The sequence below is a fragment of the Proteus sp. NMG38-2 genome (genome assembly GCF_020640995.1).
Taxonomy (GTDB): domain Bacteria; phylum Pseudomonadota; class Gammaproteobacteria; order Enterobacterales; family Enterobacteriaceae; genus Proteus.
Genome location: NZ_CP085481.1, coordinates 1198619 through 1224079, shown reverse-complemented (window position 1 = coordinate 1224079; position 25461 = coordinate 1198619). Strand labels below are relative to the sequence as shown.

The window sequence follows — 25461 nt, the reverse complement described above, 5'->3', positions numbered from 1 at the left end:
TATTTACTCCTCAACTATTGTAATATTAATCTTAATATTTTTTGAAGATGCATTTTTGATAGAATTATTTATTGCATCCCATTGTTCTTTGGTTGTTCTTGCAGGAACACCTAGTTCTAGAGTTTTTGATTTAACATCACTTGGTAAAATCTCAGCTCTTCCCTTTCTTTCTCCCGAATATTTATCTATAATTGAAATATATGTATTTAATGTGTTTTCTATTGATTTTGGATTTTTAATCCTTGAGGCTGTTTGGGTATTTAATGTCTTTACACTAATGTATTCATCTGTCCTATCATCATAATAGTCGAAAGTTTTAGCATTAAGATGTAATCGTGTAAGCCGTTTATTTGATAGACCAATGTAATTCTCAAATGTCATTCCTTGCTCTACTATTGTACCTTGATACATCCATTTCATTGTTATTTTATTTCCTGATTTGTCAATAAAATAAATATCATTTATTGGTATAAACTGCGTTTTATTGGCATTAAAACTTATAGGACCATAAATTCTATTACCATTACGCCTAGTTATTGACGCACCTATTGCAATTACTGAAGTTAAGTTTTCAAGTGTTTTTTTATCCCATCCAGTAAACTTACTCGCATTTTCAATCCATTGATTTCTTGAAAATGTTTCACTATCTGTTAATTTATCGGCTTCAGTGTAAGTAAATAATTTAATTTTTTCATAACCACTAAATAGTGGGTAGTTCCCACCTATTCTTGTTCTCTCTTTTGTAATCCAATAATCTGAAAGTAATGAATCTTCTACATGTGTATATGGGTATTTTTTCATTAATGATTCATAATAATTCCTTTCAGATGAATCTAATGATTCCTGAGCAATGCAATAAACTTTTCGGCAAGAAGAAGCTAATAAGCGCTCTAATTTATTTTTATCTCCATTTGCTAATTTATTAATTGCTTTTGTTTCTTCTAAATGAAGTTGTCGATTATAACGTTCTACTAACTCTGCTGAATTAGCAGCACTAATCACCCCCTCCGCTTTACCTGTTGCTAGTAAGCCAGCAAAAGCACCAACTAGACGACTTCTTTGAGCTTGCTGTTCTCTCCACTGTTCTGTCTTAACTAAATTATCGTTGAGCGATATCGCTGCTATCTCTGCCGCCAATGCACCAGCAACTGCACCTGTAACACTACCTCCTGCAATTTCTGCACTAACACCTGCTACTACCGAATGACTTAAAACCTTTCCTGCATGCCCTAATACCGCGCCATTATCACCAATTAAATTGGCGCCTTCGGCATGAAGCTGACTACCAATATTGCTTAATAGCGCCGTTTTAAAATTATCAATAAAACTGCCACCTTGAATGGCAGTGCCCAATGTTGAACTAACGACTGAATGAGAGGCAACGCGTTGTGCAACTTGATTCCATGTTGCGCTATCGGTCGCAAGTAACTTGCCTGTTGAAGGTAATGTTCCACCTTGGATTGCCTGATCCCAACCCATAAATTGGTCAAGACCCTGAAGTGCCCCCGCAACCACCATACTCGTCACCACAGACTTGACCGTGTCGCTACGCCCCAGTGATTCAAGTGTTTTAGAGATGTTGCCTTGGTTTTCAGCTAAAGAGACCGCCGCTTGCGAAACTAAAGAGGCAAAACCTGCTTGTGCTGCAACCGATGCCGTTGAAGCCACGCTTGCTGAAGCACCCGCCGCAATGGTTGCTTTACTTGCCATTCCACCAATAGTTGCCGCGGTTGCTGTACCGTAAGTGGCAACTCCCACTGCAATAGCGATAACCGCACCAACAACAGGATTTAATTGTTTTGTTTTCTCATCCCAATCAGAATAGGTATCCTTAACTAAATTCCAATTGACGTTTTGATGATGTTGAAGATCTTTAAGCCATGCATATTCTGGAGTGTTACTTAAAACTGTTAATGCTTGTTCTAATGATTGTCCTTTTTGAACTTTAATATCAGCAGATATTCCTTTAGGCGCATCAATAGTCAGTTTTCCACCAATATAAAGTGTTGGTAATGCCCAACTCTCTTTGATATAACCCTGATTGCGCTGAGTAATATAAATATCTTTTGAATTAGTAATAACTTGCTTAAATGCTGTATTTTTAACTGCTTTAAAATTAACTTTTCCTGTTTTACTGGTTAATTTTGCATTCTTCGCTGTTTCTAGTTTGCTCGCTTCTAAGGTAATATCATCTTTAGCAAATAAATTAATATCGCCATTAGCGATAAACTCGGTAACTTTATTATTTGTATTATGACGTTTTTTCGTGTATTTCTTTTTGGTAGTACATAAAGTCCACGGATTACATTTTTTCTTCTCCTCTTCGTAATAACTCGATTCCTCCATCGCTTGTGCGTAAAGAAATCCACCTTTAGCAGCAATATCTATCTCTTTATTGGCAATCAATTTTGATGCCTGAAATAAAATACTGCCTTCAGATAATAGAGTTAAATTATTACCACTATTAATTTCAGTACTGACTTGTTTGCGAAGTTCTTCTAACTTAGAACCCGACTCTTTACGAAAATATGTTTTTACCGATCCTAATTGAATATTACCACCACTGGATATCGTAATGTTACCGTCTGATTTGAGTGAGCTACCTTCTGTTATTAACGCACCTGATGACGCAATAGAAATGCCTTTATTTCCTGTAATAGCCGATGTGCTATACTGAATATCTTGAGAATCTTCGTGGGGATCTTTGATGGCGGAATAAGCATTTGCACCCAGCTTTATATTCCTACCAGCTAATACAATGACTTTATCTTTTGAATTTAATACTGTTGAACTTAAATCAACATCACGCGCTGCATTTAAGATAAGGTTATCATCTGAAAATAACTTAGATTGTAATTGAGGATAATAAATATCACTAAAGAAAGGATCGGCTTCTTTTATTGATTTTGAGGCAAGGAAAATATCCTGCCCTGCATTAAAGGTTATAGCTTTATCGCTGTGATATTTTATTCCTTGACTAATAATATCTTTACCAGCCGTAAATGTAATATCACCTCGCGTTTTCCAGCTTTCCGTTTTTGATAATGCAGACTCTTTATTATACAAATGAAAATATGGTAATATCTTAAAAAGTTCCGATTCATTTCTCTGAATTTTTATATCACCTTGTGAAATTAAGCTTAAGAAGTTAGCATTATTAATTTCAATATTATTAAAAGTTATATCTTTTCCAGATTGAAATAAAATAGAATCAGAGACATTAATAGCCGGTGGAGTTAGAACATTATTTTCATTAAATGCAGAAATGGGATTTAATGTATAATCAATGTTTCCATTCTTAGCAAAAACAACACCGTCTTTTGCTGTTAGATCTACTTGGTTAAGCTCTATATTTTTATTTGAAATTAAGCTTAATGATTTTTTAGATGAGAGGTGTGAATCTTTTACAATAATATCTCCACTAGAGATAACAGATAGTTCATTATTTGAATTTATATTTGACGATATATTAATAGAATTAGAATTAATCAATATGTTATTAGCTAAAAAATTATAACCTGAGTGTAACTTGTTTATTGATTTTTTTATTGGTAAATACTTAGATGGGGGATTTGCTTCTATATTGATACTATTTTTAAAATCTAAAACCAAATTACCTTTCGATAATATCGTAGAAAAACTTTTTCTATCAGGTGACCAAGAATAAAACTTATTAAGTAGTTCAAATTTCAACGGCTCCCTTACATAAAGAATATCATAATTACCATCGTCATCCTCTTCATCTACATATACACCGAGATCTTTATATGAAGTCTTATACCTATACCATAAATTTAACTCTCCAGGCATTAAATTTGAAATAACAGCATTACTTCCTGTCAAAATAGTATTTTCATTACTATGTATCACACCTAGGTTATTAATCAATTCATTAGCATTAATGTAAATGTTTTTTCCTGAATCAATATGTCCTATAAAATCACTATAATTATATTTATATCTTTCTGTATTAATAATATCTGTACTTGTTAAATCTAGGTAACCAAACCATTTTTCATATGGAAAATTTTCCAACACAGGATAATATGTATTTATAGAAACAACGCCTTGGCTATTTCCCCAATATGATGCAACAAAACTTTTTCTAGCAGTAGAGTTTGCTTCGACATTTAAAAAAGTTGGTAATTCATTTAAAGATGTATTAACCAATTTCTTAGTTCTAATAATCAAATCACCCTTTTCTGTTTTTATCGTGGCTGATTGATTTTCAATTAAAGTGCTTGGATCACCCTGCGCATTTCTCTGTATCCATAAATTATCTTTCGCTTGAATAAGTGCCTTTTCACCTTTGTTAGTGAGTTTATCTGCAAATAAACGCATATCTTTCTCTGAGATAACTTCACTATGATTAATCAGCGTATTAGTTGCTAAAGTAATATCTCTTTTTGCTTTTAACTTTGTATTACTATTAATTTGTAGTTCTTTACTACTAACATTAATATCTTGTTCAGATTGAATATTGCCATTAAAGGTAATTTTTCCATCAACAGTTATATTCACACTGTTTTGATTTGTCTGAATATTACTTAAATTAACACCAATACCTTTTTCTGTACTGACTAGACGGATTTGATTGGCATACATTCCACCTAGCGCTTTAGTATCAATAGAAAGTATGGGTTTAACACCTTCACCATTAATGCTATTTACTGTACCTTTATCAAAATCGATACGGTTATTTCCTTGCATTAAAGAAAGGTTTTTAGCGTTAATTTTTCCATTTAACTCAATACTACGGCTGATAATGTCGGCATAATCCTGAGCTTGGAGATCTATACCTTGCGTGCCAATAACAACACCGCCTTTTTTCACTTCTATTGCCGAATAGGCGCCTTGAGGATTAAAAAGAGGTTTTCCTGTTGTGAGCGTAATTGCTGGGGTATTTATAAACGAACAACCATCACACGTAATACCATTTGGATTAGCAATAACAACTTTCGCTTGTTCTCCCGCAACTTCTAATTTTCCTTGTAATTGTGAGCGCCCATTTCCTACCACTTCATTAATAATTAAATGAGCAGCACTTCCTTTTAAATTAGTATTGGCATTCACTTGTTTGGCTAATTGTGTATTAACAGAAGTTGTCGCATTATTAATTACAACACCTTGCTTGCTAACATTGAACGAATGAAACTTATTATGAGAAATACCAAGATCATTAGGTGCTACAATATTAATAATAGGAACAGTATTTTGCTGATTGACTTTAATCGTTTTATCGGAGGGCGTAATTGCTAAACTCCAAGCTGGATGTAATGGATAAATAGCAATTACATAAGCTATGCTATAACTTATTAAACGTTGTTTCCAAGAAATATCCTTTTCACACATAAAAACTCCTAACATTTAAATAGCAAGAGAAATGGACCAATATAAAGACCAGCAATCTGGCTTTAATGATTTGGGATAAAACACAGGTTTATTAATTAAAATTTGAGAAGAAAAAGTGGAATGATAAAAAGAAGCACCTATTGCACTTCCAATTATTTTATTCTTTTCTGTTTCATATTGATCTGAATGGGCGACACCATAATCAAGTGCAAAAATAAAATTCCATTTACTTAAAAACGAAGTTATTGGTGATATATTTATTTCATTGCGCCAATAAAACCCACTATTAGCATTAAAATTTATTTCTTTATATCCACGAACAGCTTTTATTCCATCTATTGCTATTTTTTCCGAACCATAAAGATTATCAGGCGTATATTGACTATGAAATGAAGTAAGATAGGAAAACTGATCAGTGAATAAATATTGATAGCTTAAATTTAAACTTAGTTTTCGATAATGACTACGAGGTGAATTGTCAGCAATATAATCAGGTGTCGCGCCAAAAAGAGAGATCCCAAACTCAGCAGTTGGATTAATGATTAAATATCCATTATGTAAACTTAAAGTATATTCAGGGCTAAATGATAAAGAAGTCAATGTGGGACTATTTATTAATAATTTTTGTTGTGCTAACTGCGTTTTTGCTTTCTTATGCTTTAACGTTCCCTTTAGTGTTACTCGTTGTTTATTATCTCGATAGACTAAACGACTAATATCAAATTGCTGATCTTTATTTTTGTTTTTATAAATATATTTGTGATTATTTTGGAAGGAATAAGATGAACTACTATCAGATAACTGGTATTGATAAAACCAATAACCATAAGGGATATTAACACTTGCAGTATAAGCACGAGAATAGTGAGCATGAGGGAAATCTGTATTTGTTTTTAGTGAAAAAATCCACTGCTCACCCAAGCCAAACAAAGAATCTATTGTTGTTGTATTAGTAAGTAAGATCTTTCCTGTTGTTTCTGTTCCCGAATTATCAATTGTTAATCGATTCTTTAAAGGAAGTTTTTTAGCTTTTCGATTAATGGTTACAGATGAATATCCCACACTATCGCTTGGTTGAATATCCAATGTATATTGCGTTGTTGTTAATCGATTAAGCTGTTCTAATCCATGTTCTAAATCTCGTAGATTTAAAATTTTTTCTTTAAAGGAAGGAAAAATAATATCAATTAATCTAGATGAAACACCATTGATAGAAATATCTTTTATTCTACCTTCAATAATCTTTATTACTAACTTATGATTAGAAAGATCTTGCTCTGGAATAATAGCTTGTGAGGTAACATAACCTTTTTCAATATAATTATTAGTAATTGATTTAGCGACCTCATGCATATCATTTAATGTTAGACATTGTTGTAGATACGGTGAAATTACTTTAGATTTCTGTCTATCATCTAATAAAGTATTTTCTGTAAGATCAACTTTATTAATAAGAAAGCATTTATTATTTACATTTTCATCATTCAAAGAAAAACTATTTTTGCTAACGAGTAAAAATATAAAGAAGAATAAGTTTATTTTTTTAAATTTATGCATATATAAGTCATCCTTAAAGAGATGTTTATATATTTACATAGGAAACGCATTTTAAAGGTTATCATTAAATAGTAGGTGTATAAGACTTTTGGAAAAAGTTCTTTCAGCAAATATTGACAAGTTTCTATTAACCCTATATTGCTAGATACTTAACTTGCACTTAGCTTACATTAAAAAAATAAGGCTAATAATAATGAAACACTTACAACTCAACAAAACACAATTCCGCTTAAGCGATAAACTTTGTTTACAAATTGACAATTTAGCCATAAATGAAGGTGAGAGTTGGGCATTTGTAGGCAGTAATGGAAGCGGCAAAACCGCCTTAGCAAATGCATTATGCCAAGAAGGTATTTTGCTCTCTGGTGAATTTATCAGCACATTTTCTCGTCCAATTAGTCTCTCTTTTGAAAAACTGCAAAAAATGATTGAAGAAGAGTGGCGTCTGAATAACACAGATTTATTAAGTGAAGGTGAAGAAGATACTGGCTTAACTGTTGCTCAAGTTATTCAAATGCAGGTAAAAGATGATGACAGATGCTTTTTATTAGCAAAGCAATTTGGTGTTGAATACCTTTTATCAAGACGTTTTAAATATCTATCTACAGGTGAATCTCGAAAAATATTGCTTATTCAACTTTTAATGAATAAACCTGATTTAATCATTTTAGATGAGCCTTTTGATGGGTTAGATGTTGATTCTCGCCGTGCTTTAAATGAATTGTTAACACTATTACATCAACAAAATCTGACTATCGTACTCATTCTAAATCGTTTTAATGATATTCCTGATTTTATTCAGTATGCAGGTCTACTCATTAATTGCGAACTAGTCGCCAACGGTGAGAAAGAACAGGTTTTATCTGACTCTGTTATTGGGCAATTATCTCACAGTGAAACTCTTGAAAATCTCACATTACCTGAACAAGATTCGCCTGATGCCATTCCTCAATTATCACCGACACTTTCCCCTATCGTGCTAAAAGATGGAGTAGTGAGCTATAACGATAAACCTGTTCTTCACCATTTAAGCTGGGAGGTAAAACCTCAGCAACATTGGCAGATTTTAGGCCCTAATGGTGCAGGAAAATCGACATTATTAAGTTTAATTACGGGCGATCACCCTCAAGGCTACAGCAATGACTTAACGCTATTTGGTCGTAAAAGAGGAAGTGGTGAAACAGTATGGGAAATTAAACGCCATATTGGTTATGTCAGTAATGCCTTACATCAGAGTTACCGTGTTTCTTCAACGGTAAAAAATGTCATTATTTCAGGTTTCCATGACTCTATTGGCATTTATCAAGCGATTACAGATAAACAGCTAAAACTTGCTGATGAATGGTTAGCGTTAATTGGTTTAACTGCACATGCTAATCATCCATTTCATGCCTTATCTTGGGGTCAGCAACGCTTAGTGTTAATTGTTAGAGCATTAGTTAAACACCCTACCTTACTTATTCTTGATGAGCCATTGCAAGGATTAGACACAACGAACCGGCTCTTAGTACAGCGTTTTATTGATATCATGATAAGCCACAGTAATACGCAACTTTTGTTTGTGAGCCACCATCAAGAAGATGCGCCATCGTGTATTACTCATCGATTGACTTTTATTAAAGAAGGCGAAATTTATCGTTACCAGCAAGAAATTTGTTAAATGTTCATTTTTACTGTCATAATCAGGGCAATGATTTTAGAAATTAACGCTAAACTTAGGTCTGAATTTTTATTTAAATCGACATTTTCTTGCTTATTATTTGAACAATAATAAATAAAGAATGTGTCGTTTTTACAGGCGCTATTTTCGTCTATTTTTTATACAAAACGGATATTTTGTTTTTTTACGCCGATCCCGCTAGATTAATAGCTTGAACGATTAAGCAAAAGGTGTGACAACTGTGCAATAATTCATCGAACAAACGACATTTTTGACTTAATCCCCCTTGTTTTGTCACTTATGTTTGGCGTTCTTGTCGATGATCCATATAATGATTGAAGTGCTAATTTTAAACTTATATTAAGAAAGTAATTATAGGAGTCTAAACTATGGCAGTAACTAAGCTTGTGCTAGTTCGACACGGTGAAAGTGTATGGAACAAAGAAAACCGTTTTACAGGCTGGACTGACGTTGAGCTGTCCGAAAAAGGCCGTAATGAAGCGCAAGAAGCAGGTAAACTGCTGAAAGCTGAAGGTTTCGTTTTTGACTATGCATATACTTCTGTTCTGAAACGCGCAATTCACACCCTGTGGAACATTCTTGATCAAGTTGATCAACAATGGCTGCCAGTTGAAAAATGCTGGAAATTAAACGAACGTCATTACGGTGCTCTGCAAGGCTTAAACAAAGCTGAAACTGCTGAAAAATACGGTGACGAGCAAGTTAAACAATGGCGTCGTGGTTTTGCTATCACTCCACCAGAATTAACTAAAGACGATGAACGTTTCCCAGGTAAAGATCCTCGTTATGCATCTTTAACTGCGGCAGAACTGCCATTAACAGAAAGTCTAGCATTAACTATCGACCGTGTAACACCATACTGGGAAGAAGTTATCAAACCACGTGTTGCTTCTGGTGAGAAAGTTATTATTGCAGCTCACGGTAACTCACTGCGTGCTCTGGTTAAATACCTAGACAACATGAGCGAAGACGAAATTCTTGAGCTGAATATCCCAACAGCTGTACCTTTAGTTTACGAATTTGATGAAAACATGAAACCAATCAAACGTTACTACTTAGGTAATGCTGACGAAATCGCAGCAAAAGCAGCCGCTGTTGCTAACCAAGGTAAAGCGAAGTAATTTTGCTTTAAATCTATTAATTTAGGTTTATATGATAAATACCGCTAGAAATAGCGGTATTTTTTTATATTAAATTTCTAAATTTCAATTTTTTCATATTATTTTTTATTTTATATAAAAAATATAATATTTAACTCGATAGCCTTAATTAAAAAATATTAAATTATCACTTACAGTTATTAAATATTTAATATATTATCACCATTGGATTTTAAGTCATTTAATTATTTATAAATATAAAACGCTTATAACAAACGCATATTAAAATAGGGATATTTTATGTCTGAGTGTAATTATAACTCTTATGGAGCTTGGTGGTATTGTTCTCCAGAAGGACGAATTTTAGAACTTCATGAACAACCTTTTTATACAGAAAGGCAGCACTATCTCGCTCACTCAGAAAAGGGTATGAAAATCTAAAAAATAAATCATTAGAAGAAATGGCTGAGGCTATTTCAGATCAAGCCGTATCAGGTACTCTCGGCCTAATTGAAACAACAGCACTAGGTCTAGATAGATTATCTGATGTTTATCTTTATCACCATTTATTACGAGCACCTCCCTCAAAAAATCTCGTTTTTGATAGAGATGTCGAAGCAATACATCTTTTAGTTTATGCTAAAAACCCTTCTGAAGTTGTAAATATTGCAGGAACTATTATTGGTGAGTATATTTATGAAAATTTAGACGAACAACAAAAAAATGAATTAAATAAAATACTAAATACAAGATAATTATCCATTGATACAGGTGCAACCAAATATAAAGTTAATGAACTTGCATACTATAATGGATTTAACGAAGTACCATCCTTTATAGAAAATACCGTAGTAAGAAAATTACTATTATCCATAATTATTTATCTAATTACCAGAAGTGCAATTTTAAGATTAAACATATTTAAATCGAAAGCAAGTTTAAAAAACAAAAAAAATTATCAAAAGGATGGATAGATATTACAGTTGTTTTAGTGAGCTCTTATGGTTTTATAGAAAAATTAGATAGAGCATCTAAACGATTACGTACTCTTAGCCCAGAGTTATATTATAGATTAGATAATAAACAACTATCTCTAACTTATCTTTTTTTTGAAGAGGATATTAGCCCTATTTTAAATATAATAGAGAATAAAAACTCGCATGATACATACGAGCTTTTACAAGCTTATGTTGCTTTATTAAATTCAAAAAATAATTAATCTGCGATACTATATCCTGATGTTCCTGCAATATGGTGACTACAAGTTATGTCCCTATATTGCACAAGAACAGACTCTTCCGGTTGGGAACTATTACTATTTATACTATGTGGGTAACGAGTAGAATAATCGACAATAGAAGCTTGATTTAATACGATAGTATAATATTTTTCATTTTTACCGTGCTGTGAAGTTCTATAAAAATCAAATGTTAATTTAAGAACTTCATTATTAGAAATGGCAACTAATAACAAAGGTGATGATTTATCAATATTTTTAATAAACTCTATTGGATGATGGGATACATTTTGATTTCTTGTTATCGTGCTACTATATTCAATAATAATAATTTCATCTTCCTTTCCTTCTTGGCATTTATTTCCAATAGAGTCAATTGTTCCACATCCTCTTGAAATTAATCCTTGCTGTTTTCCTTCAATTGTTAAATAAATTAAGTTTCCCATTTTATTTTTTTAATCCTTTAATTATAATAACCTCAAATATACTACTATAATAAAACATTAAAAATCAAATAAAGAATAGAGATATTAATATGAAATTAAAAATAGCTACCATTCTATTTATTATTATTATGTTTATAATAATGTTTGTTTTATTCCCGTTTAAGGAGGATAAAATAAATGATCCTTCTCCCTCTCTATTTAAACAAAGCCTTTCACATTATCAGCTTTACTTAGGCGATATTTATTTTGATAAGAATGATAAAAATAAAGCCCGCAAGTTTTATTTATTATCTGCTTATAACGAGAATGCGGAGGCTCAAGCAAAAATAGGTTTTTTCTACATGAAAGGAGATCTTTTTTTTCCAAAAGATTATGAAATAGCAATAGAATGGTTATTAAAATCAGCAGATAAAAATAACCCTCGAGCACAAACATATATTGCTTATCTGTATAGTAAAGGTCTTGGTGTAGAAAAAAACATTAAAATATCTATGAGCTGGTATTTAAAATCTGCTGCTCAAGGATTTGGGATGGCTCAAAATAATCTTGGTGTTCTATATTTTGAAGGAAATGGTGTTATTCAAGATTATCAACAAGCAATGGAATGGTATTTAAAAGCAACTAGTAATGGATACATTAAAGCAAACAATAATATTGCTTATTCATATCAACATGGCTTAGGAGTTGATCAGGATTATCAGAAGGCAATGACCTTCTATTTAAAGGCGGCTGAAGATAATGATCCCTCAGCTATTTATAATATCGGTTATTTATATGAAAAAGGATTGGGTGTCATTGCTGACAAAGAAAAAGCATGTGAATGGTATCAAAAGTCATATGAGCTTGGGTTTAAACCCGCTAAATTCAGACTTGATCTATTAAAGATGCATGACTAACTTACTTTCTTTTCCATAAAAAATACCGTTGATTAATTATCAACGGTATTACAGTTTATGTATTAAGATAATATCAGTTAACCGCGACGAGCAACAACCGCATCTGCTAGTTGGCGTAACAGTATTTCAGTATCATCCCAACCAATACAAGCATCGGTGATACTTTTACCATAAACCAATGGTTCACTGCTTTCTAATGACTGGCAACCTTCCACTAAATGACTCTCAATCATAACGCCGATTAATGCTTTTTCACCTGAGCTAATTTGTTGGCAAATATCAGCACCAACTTCCATTTGTTTCTCAAATTTCTTGCAACTATTGGCGTGACTGAAGTCAACCATCACGTTTTGTGGTAAACCTGCTTTTTTAAGCCCTTCTTTTACCGCTGCTACATGTTCAGCGCTGTAATTTGGTTCTTTACCACCACGTAAAATAATGTGGCAATCACCATTACCTGCAGTACGTACAATGGCTGAATGACCCCATTTAGTGACAGAAAGAAAACAGTGTGGCGATCCCGCAGCATTGATTGCATCAATAGCAACTTTAATAGTTCCATCTGTGCCATTTTTAAAACCAACAGGACAAGACAAACCAGACGAAAGCTCACGGTGTACTTGAGATTCTGTAGTACGAGCACCAATTGCACCCCAACTCATTAAATCAGCAACATATTGAGGCGTTATCATATCTAAAAACTCGCCTGCTGTTGGCAAGCCACTATCTATACTATGTGGGTAACGAGTAGAATAATCGACAATAGAAGCTTGATTTAATACGATAGTATAATATTTTTCATTTTTACCGTGCTGTGAAGTTCTATAAAAATCAAAGGTTAATTTAAGAACTTCATTATTAGAAATGGCAACTAATAACAAAGGTGATGATTTATCAATATTTTTAATAAACTCTATTGGATGATGGGATACATTTTGATTTCTTGTTATCGTGCTACTATATTCAATAATAATAATTTCATCTTCCTTTCCTTCTTGGCATTTATTTCCAATAGAGTCAATTGTTCCACATCCTCTTGAAATTAATCCTTGTTGTTTCCCTTCAATTGTTAAATAAATTAAGTTTCCCATTTTAATTTTTTAATCCTTTAATTATAATAACCTTAAATATACAACTATAATAAAACATTAAAAATCAAATAAAGAATAGGGATATTAATATGAAATTAAAAATAGTTACCATTCTATTTATTATTATTATGTTTATAATAATGTTTTTTTTATTTCCGTTTAAGGAGGATAAAATAAATGATCCTTCTCCCTCTCTATTTAAACAAAGCCTTTCACATTATCAGCTTTACTTAGGCGATATTTATTTTGCTAAGAATGATAAAAACAAAGCCCGAAAGTTTTATTTATTATCTGCTTATAACGAAAATGCGGAAGCTCAAGCGAAAATAGGTTCTTTCTACATTAATGGAAATTTATATTTCCCTAAAGATTATGAATTGGCCATGAAGTGGCTATTAAAATCATCTAGTAAAAACAATCCTAGTGCACAGTTTTATATAGGATATATGTATGATGATGGTTTAGGTGTTACACAAAATTACTATACTGCAATTGAATGGTATTTAAAGTCTGCAGAGCAGAATTTTAGTAGAGCACAGAATAATCTAGGTCTTTTATATTTAGATGGTCTTGGTACTAAACAAGACTACGAAAAAGCAATGGAGTGGTATTTAAAAGCAGTTAGTAATGGGCATATCAAAACAAACAATAATATTGCTTATTCATATCAACATGGCTTAGGAGTTAAGCAGAATTATCAGAAAGCAATGACCTTCTATTTAAAGGCGGCTGAAGATAATGATCCCTCAGCTATTTATAATATCGGTTATTTATATGAAAAAGGATTGGGTGTCATTGCTGACAAAGAAAAAGCATGTGAATGGTATCAAAAGTCATATGAGCTTGGATTTAAACCCGCTAAATTTAGACTTGATCTATTAAAGATACATGACTAACTTACTTTCTTTTTCATAAAAAAATACCGTTGATTAATTATCAACGGTATTACAGTTTGTATATTAAGATAATATCAGTTAACCGCGACGAGCAACAACCGCATCTGCTAGTTGGCGTAACAGTATTTCAGTATCATCCCAACCAATACAAGCATCGGTGATACTTTTACCGTAAACCAAAGGTTCACTGCTTTCTAATGACTGGCTACCTTCCACTAAATGACTCTCAATCATAACGCCGATTAATGCTTTTTCACCTGAGCTAATTTGTTGGCAAATATCAGCACCAACTTCCATTTGTTTCTCAAATTTCTTGCAACTATTGGCGTGACTGAAGTCAACCATCACGTTTTGTGGTAAACCTGCTTTTTTAAGCCCTTCTTTTACCGCAGCTACATGTTCAGCGCTGTAATTTGGTTCTTTACCACCACGTAAAATAATGTGGCAATCACCATTACCTGCAGTACGTACAATGGCTGAATGACCCCATTTAGTGACAGAAAGAAAACAGTGTGGCGATCCCGCAGCGTTGATGGCGTCAATAGCAACTTTAATAGTTCCATCTGTGCCATTTTTAAAACCAACAGGACAAGACAAACCAGACGAAAGCTCACGGTGTACTTGAGATTCTGTAGTACGGGCACCAATTGCACCCCAACTCATTAAATCAGCAACATATTGAGGCGTTATCATATCTAAAAACTCGCCAGCTGTTGGCAAGCCACTATCGTTGATGGTTAATAAAAGATTACGAGCAATACGTAAACCTTCATTAATATCAAAGGTATGATCCATATGAGGATCATTAATTAAACCTTTCCAGCCTACTGTTGTACGTGGTTTTTCAAAATAAACACGCATAACAATTTCAAGTTTATCTTTAAGCTCTTCTCTAATGAGACTTAAACGTTGCGCATACTCCAACGCAGCTTTCGGATCATGAATAGAACAAGGTCCAATTACCACTAATAGACGATCATCTTTTCCTGCTAGGATTTGATGAATAGCTTCACGGGCATGACGAACTGTAAAAGCCGCATTATCAGTTGCTGGAAACTTTTCCAATAAAGCAACTGGCGGTAAAAGTTCATTAATTTGTGTTATTTTAAGGTCATCATTTTGATAATTCATTCCCGTGTATCCACTCTTTTATGTTATCTAGTCAATGTTATTATTGCTTTCCCAATCTAACCATTCGTTTTCTATCTGTAAACACCCTTTCACCTTAAAGCTCCTATAGTTGTTTTTCTAAAAAATCGTCAAAAATGGAAATAGCGCATTTAAGCAAAATAATGATTCAAAATTGCGTTAAGTATAAGAATAAAAACAATGAATAGTAAGGCTGGAGAGAAAGATAACTCTACCAGCCTTTTTTATTAGGAGAGATAATTATTTCTGCTAGAGCGTTTTGCTGTTTTGATCCACAAACGAGAACCGTTAATAGCGATAGCCAGTAAAATGATATATTCAACAGACATGGCATAAACACCTTGCTTGTAAAATATAACAACACTAATCACGTTGATAACCGACCAAACTAGCCAGTTTTCAACTAATTTCCGTGTCATTAAAATCATCGCCACAATCGACAGGACGGTCATTGTAGAATCCCAGAATGGGTAAGCATCAGGTTCAAGCACTGGCGTAGCTAAATTTGTACCAAAGACATTTAGTATATCAACAGCAACAACAGCTAAATAACCAAATACAGTATCAATATTAAAGGTCAAAGCGACAATAGCAGCTATTGAAACAACAATTAAAAAGAGACGATGGCTTGGTTTTAACCAACGAATTCTTAGTTCCGCTTGCTCAAAATCATTTACTCTACTCCATGCGTACCAGCCATAAATATTAGCTGCAAAGAAGAAAATTTGAAGGAGTAAGCTTGCGTATAGCTGAATTTGGAAAAAAATAATGGCAAATAAAGTGACGTTAATCAGTCCAAATAAGTAATTAATTATTTTTTCCTGACTTGCAAGCCATATACACAAAAGACCAGCTATAGTGCCCACAGCTTCAATCCACGAAAGTGGGTATCCACCTTGCCCAAGTGGAATATTGACTAAAATATTATTGATACTAAACCAACTCATGACATCCATTTTACAACCCCGACTTAATCATAGAAAAAAACAAAGAAAATATGGGTTATTGCGACATCTTTGCAAAGTAGTAAAGATATATTATAAATTCATATTTATAATGGTACTTAGTTTTTAATATTAAACATTATGTTTCTGATTTAAAAAAATAACAAACAAATGTTTTATATACTAAACAAATTATTCTAATTTTACTTTTTAAACAATAAAAACGACAAATAACTTTATTACATTTTACTTATTAGAGAGAAATATGGAGCCAACAACACGTTTAATCGATCGCATACTATCTTTTGCTCTCCTCGATCCTAGAATTGAGGCAGTAGTACTAACAGGATCGCTAGGACGCAATAGAAAGATAGACAGTTATTCTGATATTGATATAGAGCTTATCGGTTATGGTGCGACAGAGCTCGCAAAAAACCAACATTGGTTATCACAATTCGGTGATGCTCTTGTCAGCTTACAGTTGGAGTGTGAAGATCCCAAAAGTAAATTTTGGCCTATTTATTTACATGTTTTAGCTCAAGGTCGCAAAATGGACATTATGATGGCTGAACCTGAGCGTATTTTTAACATGAAAACAGAAGGACTTAGCCCAGTTTACCAGCGTGGATATCAAATCTTACTTGATAAAACGAGTTTATGTGACGGGCTTCCTGAAATTAGCGCTATAACGCCTCCTACGCTTTCAAAAGAGCAAGCATGTAACAATGCTCAAGAATTCTGGTTTGAGGCGACACAAGTCGCTATAGCCATTCTACGCCATGAGTTTTGGTTTGCTAATTATCGTATCAGTGATATGCGTGAATGGCTGATAGCATTACTTGAACAAGTTGCACTGCACGATACCCCAACACAAGATGTTTGGTATCAAGGGAAAAACTTAAAAGAATGGCTACCTAAATTTTATTCTTTACGATCATTGGAAAGTACTCTTGCAATGAGTACTCCCTATGAAGCGGCAGCAACACTTTCAATTATGATGGCATTTTTTCTTGATGCATCGAAACGCCTCAATTACCCTATTGATACAGCAATAAAAACACAAGAATTAGTCAGCAATTGGTTAATCGATAATGAATTTTTGACTGAAAATGAATACACCCAAATCACGTCATCAATTATTTGTCATTACTGATTTGAATGTCATTTCAAATTAAGACTAGGTAGTTTTTTCATTTTGAGAAAACTATCTTTATTGTTTAATAAAGCAATGAATTGCACTATCAAAAAATAGAAAAATAACTAAGAGTTTGTTTACTGTTTAGGGAATGATAAATATATAGGAAGGAGTTTGAAATGGTGGGCCGTGGGCGATTCGAACGCCCGACCAATTGATTAAAAGTCAACTGCTCTACCGACTGAGCTAACGGCCCATTTCAATAAAAACGGATTGGTGTTCGAAAATGGTGGGTCGTGGGCGATTCGAACGCCCGACCAATTGATTAAAAGTCAACTGCTCTACCGACTGAGCTAACGACCCTTTTTCGAACTTGCCACATTCTCTGTGGCAACGGCGGGTAATAATACTGATTTAATGTTTTTGTGCAACGTTTTTTTTCAAAAAAAAGTTCAACCGTTGAAAAAACAATCATTTAACCCCGAAAATGCAACATTTTACATTACGGGGTCAATAATTAGAGTGCCGCTAGCTGCTTTTGTGCTAATTTAGCGCCCGCACTATTTGGATATTGCTTAATCACTTGTTGATAAATAGCTTTAGCATTATCCTTTTGCCCTTTCTCTTGCATGATCAAACCAATTTTATAAAAGGCTTCACTTGCTTTTTGAGATTTTGGATAGTTTTTAACAACAATAGCAAATGTACTTGCTGCCTGATCCTTATTACCTTTTAAGTAATACATCTGACCCAACCAAAAATGTGCATTTGATTGATAGCTAGATTTTGGATAGTTATTGATAAAGTTGTTTAATTCAACAATTGCTTTATCGTAATCTTTAGAATTCAATACGATATCAATTGCTGCATTATAATCGGCCTTCTCATCACCTTGTCCTGAGCTAGTTGCAGCAGGTGGTGTTGAAGAAGCAGTATTATCAGGTTGAGTGGCTTCAGTTGATGTTGAAGCTCCGCCACTAAGGCCATCTAACTGTTGATAGATATTGCGTTGGCGTTCAACAACTTGATTTAACTGGTATTGATTTTCCTGAATTTGACCACGTAACATATCAATATCACGCTGAGAATCAGCGAGTTGTTGCTGTAATTGGGTCAAAAGCTGGCTGTGAGCATTTGAAAAACGCTCAAGTTGGGCGAGTCGTTCATCGGTCGAACCTGAACCGATATTACTGATTGGCGCTTGGGCAATAGCGGCTACAGGAGCCGCTACGCCAACCAGTAACAACAGACTCATCAAGAAAGGTCTGAAGTTACTGTTGTTCATGCCGTTCTCTTAGTAATCCAGTACTGCACGACGGTTTTTCGCGTAAGCGGCTTCGTCATGACCCAGTACAGCTGGTTTTTCTTTACCGTAAGAAACGATTGACAGTTGATCAGCAGATACGCCTTTACCTTGCAGGTACATTTTCACAGCGTTAGCACGACGTTCGCCCAGAGCGATGTTGTATTCTGGAGTACCGCGTTCGTCAGCATGACCTTCTACAGTGATACGTACTGATGGATTTGCACGCAGGAATGCAGCGTGTGCGTCTAACAGGTTAGCGTAGTCTGAGCTAATGTCATATTTGTCGAAACCGAAGTAAACGATGTTTTGTTGTTTCAGTTGTTCTAATTGCTGACGTGCTAATTCTTCAGCAGTAGGACCTTGTTCAACAACTGGTACATTGTTTGTATCAGTTTGATCTTCGTTTTTGTTTGAGCTACATGCTGCAACAGCAACGAGTGGTAATGCTAACATCAACCCTTTAAACACTTTGTTTAATTGCATCTCTATTTGTTCCTTTATTTTGTTTGCCATACATAATTTTTATGCATCACATAAACGGTGACCAGGCAGGTGATTTAACCTGACCATCAGTCGCCGGAAGACGCGCTTTGAAACGTCCATCAGTCGATACTAGCTGCAAAATGGTGCCTAAGCCTTGTGTAGAGCTATAAATAACCATTGTGCCGTTAGGCGCGATGCTTGGCGTTTCATCCAGAAACGTATCTGTTAGATATTGTACGGAATTCGTTTCCAGATCCTGCTTAGCGATATGTTGCCTACCGCTTTCAGAACTCACCATAACTAAGAAACTACCATCTGGGCTTACTGCAGGATTTTGGTTTTGTTTACCTTCCCACGTAATACGCTCTGGTGTTCCACCGTTAATATTAACTTTGTATATTTGTGGACGTCCACCTTGATCTGAAGTATAGACTAAGGTTTGTCCATCTGGCATCCAATTTGGCTCAGTATTATTGCTTCTGCCATTGGTTACCTGTGTCATATTCCCACTTGCTAAATCCATAACATACAGATTTAAGCTACCGCTCTTAGAAAGAGCAAAGGCAAGTTTAGAGCCATCAGGTGAAAACGATGGTGCACCATTATGTCTTGGGAATGATGCAATTTGGCGAATTTCACCTGTTGCTAATGTTTGTACCACTAAAGCAGATTGACCGCTTTCAAAAGTTACATAAGCCAGTTTAGCACCATCTGGTGACCATGCTGGTGACATTAATGGCTGTGATGAACGATAAACACGATCTTGGTTAAATCCATCATAGTCAGAAACGCGCAATTCATAAGGATATGCGCCCCCATTAGTCACAACAACATAAGCAATACGTGTACGGAATGCGCCACGAATACCAGTCAGTTTTTCGAACACTTCATCACTGGCCGTATGAGCAGAATAACGTAGCCATTTAGATGGGACTTTAAACTCGCTTTGAGATAAAACCGCGCCTGGAGAACCAGCAACGTCAACTAACTGATAGCTTACTAAATATTGGCCATCCGCTGACGGTTGTACGCGTCCAACAACAACAGAATCAATCCCTAATGCAGTCCATAATGCAGGTTGGACTTCAGAAGCCGTGACAGGCTGTTGAGGTATACGTGATACATCAATAGGATTAAATTTTCCGCTATTACGTAAATCAGCTGCAATCACACCAGCGATATCTTCTGGCATTTGACCAGTGCCTTCCCATTTAAAAGGAACGACACCAATAGGGCGTGCAGTATTCACCCCTTGTGTAATTTCAATTCGAACTTCAGCGTTAGCCAGAGTGGTTACGCATAAAATTAAAAGTCCGAAGATAACATTTAATGCCTGCTTCATCATGTCTCCCTTTTATTATTGCGGTTATTACGCAATAACGCACAGAATAGTAACAAACGCTTTTCAACAACACCATACAACACATCAATAACATTCTAAAATAGCTATAAATTAGTGTATGTTTTCCTACTATCAGACAGTTTTATGGCTTAAACTCAATTGTCGATGATTTTACTTGTTCATAAACATCTTTTGGTGGCTTAGGTAATTTAGCGGTATTTGCTGCTCTTAATGCCACTTGGCATAATGCCGCGTCACCACCTAAAATTTTCGCATTAATTAACATCCCATCAGGTGCAATACTAATTCTTAGTTCACAAGTTTTACCTTTGTATAACTCTGGATCAATGAACTTCTGTTCTATTGCAACTTTCAGCTGACCTTTATAGCGATCTACACCTTCACCATTTGCACCAGTGCGGTTTCCACCACCTTGCCCTGCTGCAGAGGCACCGCTTTGTTTATTACCATCAGCCATTAAACCATCGAGCAAACTATCAACGGCTTTACTCTGCTGTTGAGCAGCGGCTTTCGCTTTAGCTTCTGCGGCCGCTTTAGCTTTTGCCTCTGCGGCTGCTTTTGCTTTAGCGTCTGCTTCAGCTTTCGCTTTTGCATCAGCTTCGGCTTTTGCTTTAGCATCTGCCTCGGCTTTAGCTTTCGCCTCTTCCGCTTTTTGTTTTGCGGCTAACTCAGCTTGTTTTTTTGCTTCGGCTTCAGCTTGTTGTTTAGCATCCGCTTGTTCTTTTAAGATGCGATCACGCTCTGCTTTCGCTTGCGCAGCCGCTTCTTCTGCCACTTTTTGTTCTTCTTTCGCTTTGGCAGCAGCTAACGCGGCTTCACGTTTTTGAGCTTCTGCTGCCTCTTTTGCTTGTAAACGTTCAACTTCTAACGTTTTCAAACGTTCTTGTTCTTTCATTTGCTGCTGACGCAACTCTTCTTCTTGTTGCTCTGCACGCGCTTTACGTTCTTGTTCTGCTTTTTGGACGTTAGCCTGTTGCGATTTTTGCTGGTTATACTGTTGTACTACAGCATTAGGATCGACCATAATAGCATCAATAACTTGCCCACCTTCACCACCGCCACCACCTAAATCCCACTTCTGAGTTAATGACCCCCAGATAAGCAATGCGATAACAAGCAAATGCAAGGCAGTAGACAAGATAACTGAACGGCTCAATTTACTTCGGATTGGCTTCGTCTTCTTTCCCACGCTATTATCCAAACTTATTTCAACCTATTACATAGGCTGAGTCATTAAACCTACAGATTTAACACCTGCTTGACGTAACATGTTGAGCGCTTTAATTATCTCATCATAAGGAACATCTTTAGCACCGCCAATCAGAAATATAACTTTCGGATTTTTTTCCAATTGCCGTTTAGCTTCAGCCATAATCTGTTCTTGAGGCAATAATTCTAATACTTCTTGATCAACACGAATATTATATTGCCCAATTCCTGCAACCTCGACAATCACCGGAGGATTATCACTGGTTGAAACAGTTTGTGTATCTGTTGCTTCAGGAAGATCAACTTCAACACTTTGCGAAATGATAGGTGCTGTTGCCATAAAAATAAGCAAAAGCACTAACAATACGTCAAGCAAAGGAACAATGTTAATCTCTGATTTTACGCCTCGGCGGTTACTGCGACCTCGTGCCATCAGCTATCTCCTTCTGCGTTAACTATTTCTTTTCTGCTGAGGCAAAAGCTTGGCGATGTAAAATCGTCAGGAACTCTTCCATAAAGTTATCGTAACTTTGTTCCAGTTTAGTTACACGCTGCGTAAACCGGTTATAAGCCATAACTGCGGGGATTGCCGCAAATAAACCGATAGCCGTTGCAATCAACGCTTCAGCAATGCCGGGTGCGACCATTTGTAATGTTGCTTGTTTAACACTACCTAATGCAATAAATGCATGCATAATCCCCCATACTGTACCAAATAGACCAATATATGGGCTGATAGAACCAACAGTACCGAGGAAAGGAATATGAGTTTCTAGTGATTCTAATTCACGATTGAAAGAGACACGCATTGCTCTTGATGCACCATTTACAACTGCATCAGGGGCATGAACGCTTGCTTGATGTAAGCGTGCAAACTCTTTAAAACCGGAATGAAAAATTTGCTCTGAGCCTGATAACTCATCACGACGAGCTTGGCTATCTTTATATAAACGAGCCAAGTCAGTACCTGACCAGAATTTATCTTCAAAATCTGCGGCTTCACGATCAGCGGCATTCAGAACTTTAGTTCGCTGAATAATAATCGCCCAAGATGCAATAGAAAATCCGATTAAAATCAACATGATCAACTTAACTAAAAGCCCAGCTTTTAGAAAGAGATCGATAACATTCATATCAGCCACTACTTAAACTCCGCGATAATGGACTTAGGAAGCGCTACAGGCTTCATTTTTAATGAATCTACGCAGACAACGAGCACATCTGCGCTACACAAAACACAACCATATTGATTAATAAGCTTTTGAGAAAATGTCATTGAGGCACCACGTAATGTGGTAATTTCACTTTCTACTTGTAAAAGCTCATCAAGTCGAGCTGGTGCAATATATTCTATTGATAATTTACGTACAACAAATACAACATGATCATACTCCCGTAAATCATGCTGATGAAAACCTTTTTCTCTGAGTAGTTCTGTTCGGGCGCGTTCAAAATATTTTAGATAGCTGGCGTGATAGACCACACCACCGGCATCAGTATCTTCATAATAAACACGAACAGGCCAAAGAAACTGCATAATATCTTCCTTACATTTTCTGAGTTAAGTCCATAAATAATTAAGCTATAAGTCACTTAACTATACTTAAGAGGTAGCTCTAAGGGAATCATAGTAACGTAAAGAATAGAAAACACAGTTTTCAGGCGCCAATCATAAACTCTTCTTTGCAACACGCAATATGCTTTGTGCTCTGAATAGAAAAAATATTTTCATTAAGACAGCATAAAAATGCTTGCTAATTAGAAATTCATAGATTGTCTTATTTATTAGTATTATTTTTAATGGCCTAAAAAAACCAGTTTAAAAACTGGTTTTTCATATAAATCAATTAATTATTTATGATTGGTGTCTCATGGAGGTAGTGCCACTGCCAACTCGTTTCATGAGAATTGCGTCTCAATAACGCCACTGACTCCCGCATAAGAATTTTCTTATTTTCACTGTGTATTTCTTGATATCTGACAACCACCAAACAATCTGATTGATAAATTATTTTATAATCATCTGTTTTTATTTTCAGTCCACTTCTTTTTCCTGCATTTTGTCTGAACATCGCAATAACATCATCATAACTCACTGCTTTTCCATTGATCCCAACCATAGAAAACTCACTAGATAAAAGATTTTCTATCTTAGTTATTGCATCAATAGAAAGAGGAAATTGCGTAAAAACAGCTTCAATTTCATCATGTAAAGATCTAATGCTTTCTATAATTAAATCTGTATTAAATTTCATCTTGTATTTCCTGTACAATATTTTTTTTCTTTAATGTAAATAATAATGTGATAGGCAATATGCCAATTAAAGCACATATTAAAAACGTCATGTTATAAGCGGTTTGTGGTAAGCAAAAAAGTGAAAGAATATTAAATAACATAGCAACAACGGTTGCTCCGACACTAAAAACGACCTGCCTATTAATATTCCAAATAACACTGGCCTGAACTAATTCCTGTGAGTTAAAATCATATAATGCTGTTGTTTGCGCAGTATTAGCACCTATTCCGCCACCAATTCCGATAACTAAATAAGCAATAATTAATAAAGGTATATCCGTATTACTATTTACAAATATTAATAAAGCAATACCTATACTGTGTAATAACAGCGCGAAAATAAATAAACGTTTCATGCCTAATTTATTATAAAATACACCACTTATTGTCATTGAAATAAAAGCCCCAAGTGCATATAACAACATGAAAACACCTGTGCCTTGAGCAGTAAATTTTAAATATTGTTGTAAATAAAATATCGCAAGAATATTTACACCAGTGAAAACACCAGGAATACAGTAATAAACAAAAATAGAGATCGATAAATTTCTATTTTTTAATAATGATAAATTAATAACTGGAGATATATGGCGTCGATAATGATAATAATAAAGTACTGCAAAACATGCCGATAATGCCGCTATGACTAATGCAAGTAATGTTGAGTGATACTCACCATAAGCCGATAGAGCAAACAATCCTGAAACAATAACCAAACTAATAAGAATGATACCTTTGATATCAGGTATAGCGTTTTCTTTAGGTAAAGGCTCTTTTACCCAAATAAAAGCTAAAAGTGCGGTTAGTAATGAAAAAGGAATATTGCTATAAAATACCCAACGCCAAGAAGCCATATCAACAATAAATCCACCTAATGTAGGTGATATTGCTGGAGCGATTAAAGCTATCGCCATAATGATCGTTGATATTTTGCTTCTTTCATGTCCTTGAAAATATTGAAAAGTTAGTGCTTGTCCAATTGGGATCAATAATCCACCACTAACACCTTGAATAAAACGCCACAAAATAAGTTCACTAAATGAATGTGAGTCCCCTACTAGCGCCACAGACACACTAAACATCAGCATTGATGTCACCATCAATGCTCTAATACCAAAACGTTGTGATAACCAATGACTTAATGGAATAATTAACGTCAATCCCAAAATATAGCTATTTGAAACCCAAGTCACTGAAACAATGGAAATTTGCATATCATCAGCGACTGCGGGTAATGCAATGGCTGACATAAAAATGTTGATACAATCTATAAAGAAGCCCAGCAAAAATATAGATACAATTCGATAGCGGTAAGTCATA

At 34.8% G+C, this 25461-nt stretch carries 22 protein-coding genes, 2 tRNA genes and 2 pseudogenes; 8 read left to right on the top strand and 18 right to left on the bottom strand.

Annotation, left to right across the window (positions count from 1 at the left end; translation table 11 throughout):
• Positions 1-3: 3 nt before the first annotated feature.
• Positions 4-5352, bottom strand: a complete 5349-nt coding sequence (locus tag LG402_RS05750) for a DUF637 domain-containing protein (RefSeq protein ID WP_227336579.1) — start codon at positions 5350-5352, stop codon at positions 4-6.
• 15 nt (positions 5353-5367) lie between these two features.
• Positions 5368-6909, bottom strand: a complete 1542-nt coding sequence (locus LG402_RS05745) for a ShlB/FhaC/HecB family hemolysin secretion/activation protein (RefSeq protein ID WP_227336578.1) — start codon at positions 6907-6909, stop codon at positions 5368-5370.
• Between the two features lie 193 nt (positions 6910-7102).
• Between LG402_RS05745 and modF the strand changes: the two genes are divergently transcribed.
• The 5 genes from modF (at position 7103) to LG402_RS05720 (ending at position 10909) form a co-directional block, all read left to right on the top strand.
• Entirely contained in the window at positions 7103-8569 is a 1467-nt protein-coding gene (gene modF, locus LG402_RS05740) for a molybdate ABC transporter ATP-binding protein ModF (protein ID WP_227336577.1), read from the top strand.
• 389 nt (positions 8570-8958) lie between these two features.
• Complete coding sequence (gene gpmA / locus LG402_RS05735; protein ID WP_036938379.1) at positions 8959-9711, top strand: 2,3-diphosphoglycerate-dependent phosphoglycerate mutase; 753 nt, start codon at positions 8959-8961, stop codon at positions 9709-9711.
• A gap of 279 nt (positions 9712-9990) precedes the next feature.
• Positions 9991-10131 carry a hypothetical protein gene (locus LG402_RS05730; RefSeq protein WP_166541046.1) on the top strand — a complete coding sequence of 47 codons (141 nt, stop codon included), beginning with the start codon at positions 9991-9993 and terminating at the stop codon, positions 10129-10131.
• Positions 10132-10151: 20 nt separating this feature from the next.
• Positions 10152-10445 (top strand): hypothetical protein, encoded by a 294-nt coding sequence (locus LG402_RS05725; RefSeq protein WP_227336576.1) that lies wholly within the window; start codon positions 10152-10154, stop codon positions 10443-10445.
• A 236-nt stretch (positions 10446-10681) separates the two neighbouring features.
• On the top strand, positions 10682-10909 hold the full coding sequence (locus LG402_RS05720; RefSeq protein ID WP_227336575.1) for a hypothetical protein: 228 nt from the start codon (positions 10682-10684) through the stop codon (positions 10907-10909).
• On the opposite strand, the gene LG402_RS05715 is transcribed toward LG402_RS05720, so the two are convergent.
• A complete protein-coding gene (locus LG402_RS05715; RefSeq protein WP_227336574.1) occupies positions 10906-11373 on the bottom strand; it encodes an Hcp family type VI secretion system effector in 468 nt (155 codons plus the stop codon). The genes LG402_RS05720 and LG402_RS05715 overlap by 4 nt on opposite strands.
• An 89-nt stretch (positions 11374-11462) precedes the next feature.
• Here LG402_RS05715 and LG402_RS05710 point away from each other — a divergent pair, with 89 nt between their 5' ends.
• Positions 11463-12269 (top strand): tetratricopeptide repeat protein, encoded by an 807-nt coding sequence (locus LG402_RS05710; protein WP_227336573.1) that lies wholly within the window; start codon positions 11463-11465, stop codon positions 12267-12269.
• Positions 12270-12346: 77 nt separating this feature from the next.
• On the opposite strand, the pseudogene aroG (LG402_RS22235) reads toward LG402_RS05710, so the two are convergent.
• Together aroG (LG402_RS22235) and tssD are read right to left on the bottom strand one after the other, a co-directional pair.
• Positions 12347-12997 (bottom strand): annotated as a pseudogene (gene aroG, locus LG402_RS22235) (3-deoxy-7-phosphoheptulonate synthase AroG); the annotation flags it as partial.
• 6 nt (positions 12998-13003) lie between these two features.
• Positions 13004-13360 (bottom strand): annotated as a pseudogene (gene tssD / locus LG402_RS22230) (type VI secretion system tube protein TssD); the annotation flags it as partial.
• An 89-nt stretch (positions 13361-13449) separates the two neighbouring features.
• Here tssD and LG402_RS05700 point away from each other — a divergent pair.
• A complete protein-coding gene (locus tag LG402_RS05700; RefSeq protein ID WP_227336571.1) occupies positions 13450-14256 on the top strand; it encodes a tetratricopeptide repeat protein in 807 nt (268 codons plus the stop codon).
• A gap of 78 nt (positions 14257-14334) precedes the next feature.
• Here LG402_RS05700 and aroG (LG402_RS05695) read toward each other — a convergent pair whose 3' ends face one another.
• Together aroG (LG402_RS05695) and pnuC are read right to left on the bottom strand one after the other, a co-directional pair.
• Positions 14335-15387, bottom strand: a complete 1053-nt coding sequence (gene aroG / locus LG402_RS05695) for a 3-deoxy-7-phosphoheptulonate synthase AroG (protein ID WP_088493400.1) — start codon at positions 15385-15387, stop codon at positions 14335-14337.
• A 245-nt stretch (positions 15388-15632) separates the two neighbouring features.
• Positions 15633-16361 (bottom strand): nicotinamide riboside transporter PnuC, encoded by a 729-nt coding sequence (gene pnuC, locus LG402_RS05690; protein WP_109410029.1) that lies wholly within the window; start codon positions 16359-16361, stop codon positions 15633-15635.
• A gap of 253 nt (positions 16362-16614) precedes the next feature.
• Here pnuC and LG402_RS05685 point away from each other — a divergent pair, with 253 nt between their 5' ends.
• The gene (locus tag LG402_RS05685; RefSeq protein WP_166541043.1) at positions 16615-17502 is read left to right on the top strand and encodes an aminoglycoside 6-adenylyltransferase; all 888 of its coding nucleotides are present in this window, start codon (positions 16615-16617) and stop codon (positions 17500-17502) included.
• Positions 17503-17664: 162 nt separating this feature from the next.
• On the opposite strand, the gene LG402_RS05680 is transcribed toward LG402_RS05685, so the two are convergent.
• The 11 genes from LG402_RS05680 to LG402_RS05630 all read right to left on the bottom strand — a co-directional run bounded on the left by LG402_RS05680 (position 17665) and on the right by LG402_RS05630 (position 25460).
• Positions 17665-17740: transfer RNA gene (locus LG402_RS05680), tRNA-Lys, on the bottom strand.
• 31 nt (positions 17741-17771) lie between these two features.
• Positions 17772-17847 (bottom strand) — tRNA-Lys (locus tag LG402_RS05675).
• Positions 17848-18001: 154 nt separating this feature from the next.
• A complete protein-coding gene (gene cpoB / locus LG402_RS05670) occupies positions 18002-18769 on the bottom strand; it encodes a cell division protein CpoB (protein WP_227336570.1) in 768 nt (255 codons plus the stop codon).
• Positions 18770-18778: 9 nt separating this feature from the next.
• Positions 18779-19273, bottom strand: coding sequence for a peptidoglycan-associated lipoprotein Pal (gene pal, locus LG402_RS05665; protein WP_072070586.1), 495 nt, complete (start codon positions 19271-19273; stop codon positions 18779-18781).
• A 46-nt stretch (positions 19274-19319) separates the two neighbouring features.
• Complete coding sequence (tolB, locus tag LG402_RS05660; protein ID WP_023581196.1) at positions 19320-20615, bottom strand: Tol-Pal system beta propeller repeat protein TolB; 1296 nt, start codon at positions 20613-20615, stop codon at positions 19320-19322.
• 142 nt (positions 20616-20757) lie between these two features.
• A complete protein-coding gene (gene tolA / locus LG402_RS05655) occupies positions 20758-21825 on the bottom strand; it encodes a cell envelope integrity protein TolA (RefSeq protein WP_109410026.1) in 1068 nt (355 codons plus the stop codon).
• Between the two features lie 27 nt (positions 21826-21852).
• Entirely contained in the window at positions 21853-22278 is a 426-nt protein-coding gene (gene tolR, locus LG402_RS05650; protein ID WP_072070589.1) for a colicin uptake protein TolR, read from the bottom strand.
• Positions 22279-22300: 22 nt separating this feature from the next.
• The gene (tolQ, locus tag LG402_RS05645; protein WP_072070590.1) at positions 22301-22987 is read right to left on the bottom strand and encodes a Tol-Pal system protein TolQ; all 687 of its coding nucleotides are present in this window, start codon (positions 22985-22987) and stop codon (positions 22301-22303) included.
• Positions 22987-23382 (bottom strand): tol-pal system-associated acyl-CoA thioesterase, encoded by a 396-nt coding sequence (gene ybgC / locus LG402_RS05640; protein ID WP_227336569.1) that lies wholly within the window; start codon positions 23380-23382, stop codon positions 22987-22989. The genes tolQ and ybgC overlap by 1 nt, the downstream gene beginning before the upstream one ends.
• 310 nt (positions 23383-23692) lie before the next feature.
• The gene (locus tag LG402_RS05635; RefSeq protein ID WP_166541039.1) at positions 23693-24100 is read right to left on the bottom strand and encodes a DUF4440 domain-containing protein; all 408 of its coding nucleotides are present in this window, start codon (positions 24098-24100) and stop codon (positions 23693-23695) included.
• Complete coding sequence (locus tag LG402_RS05630) at positions 24090-25460, bottom strand: MFS transporter (protein WP_227336568.1); 1371 nt, start codon at positions 25458-25460, stop codon at positions 24090-24092. Before LG402_RS05630 ends, LG402_RS05635 begins: the two co-directional genes overlap by 11 nt.
• Position 25461: the final 1 nt, after the last annotated feature.

Bases quoted from the DNA above. Each gene is read 5' to 3' on its own strand.
- modF (WP_227336577.1), top strand. From the start codon at position 7,103: ATGAAACACTTACAACTCAACAAAACACAATTCCGCTTAAGCGATAAA.
- LG402_RS05730 (WP_166541046.1), top strand. From the start codon at position 9,991: ATGTCTGAGTGTAATTATAACTCTTATGGAGCTTGGTGGTATTGTTCT.
- cpoB (WP_227336570.1), bottom strand. From the start codon at position 18,769: ATGAACAACAGTAACTTCAGACCTTTCTTGATGAGTCTGTTGTTACTG.
- aroG (WP_088493400.1), bottom strand. From the start codon at position 15,387: ATGAATTATCAAAATGATGACCTTAAAATAACACAAATTAATGAACTT.
- LG402_RS05700 (WP_227336571.1), top strand. From the start codon at position 13,450: ATGAAATTAAAAATAGTTACCATTCTATTTATTATTATTATGTTTATA.
- ybgC (WP_227336569.1), bottom strand. From the start codon at position 23,382: ATGCAGTTTCTTTGGCCTGTTCGTGTTTATTATGAAGATACTGATGCC.
- LG402_RS05750 (WP_227336579.1), bottom strand. From the start codon at position 5,352: ATGTGTGAAAAGGATATTTCTTGGAAACAACGTTTAATAAGTTATAGC.
- LG402_RS05630 (WP_227336568.1), bottom strand. From the start codon at position 25,460: ATGACTTACCGCTATCGAATTGTATCTATATTTTTGCTGGGCTTCTTT.
- LG402_RS05710 (WP_227336573.1), top strand. From the start codon at position 11,463: ATGAAATTAAAAATAGCTACCATTCTATTTATTATTATTATGTTTATA.
- gpmA (WP_036938379.1), top strand. From the start codon at position 8,959: ATGGCAGTAACTAAGCTTGTGCTAGTTCGACACGGTGAAAGTGTATGG.
- LG402_RS05715 (WP_227336574.1), bottom strand. From the start codon at position 11,373: ATGGGAAACTTAATTTATTTAACAATTGAAGGAAAACAGCAAGGATTA.
- LG402_RS05725 (WP_227336576.1), top strand. From the start codon at position 10,152: ATGGCTGAGGCTATTTCAGATCAAGCCGTATCAGGTACTCTCGGCCTA.
- tolR (WP_072070589.1), bottom strand. From the start codon at position 22,278: ATGGCACGAGGTCGCAGTAACCGCCGAGGCGTAAAATCAGAGATTAAC.
- LG402_RS05745 (WP_227336578.1), bottom strand. From the start codon at position 6,909: ATGCATAAATTTAAAAAAATAAACTTATTCTTCTTTATATTTTTACTC.
- LG402_RS05685 (WP_166541043.1), top strand. From the start codon at position 16,615: ATGGAGCCAACAACACGTTTAATCGATCGCATACTATCTTTTGCTCTC.
- pnuC (WP_109410029.1), bottom strand. From the start codon at position 16,361: ATGGATGTCATGAGTTGGTTTAGTATCAATAATATTTTAGTCAATATT.
- pal (WP_072070586.1), bottom strand. From the start codon at position 19,273: ATGCAATTAAACAAAGTGTTTAAAGGGTTGATGTTAGCATTACCACTC.
- LG402_RS05635 (WP_166541039.1), bottom strand. From the start codon at position 24,100: ATGAAATTTAATACAGATTTAATTATAGAAAGCATTAGATCTTTACAT.
- tolB (WP_023581196.1), bottom strand. From the start codon at position 20,615: ATGAAGCAGGCATTAAATGTTATCTTCGGACTTTTAATTTTATGCGTA.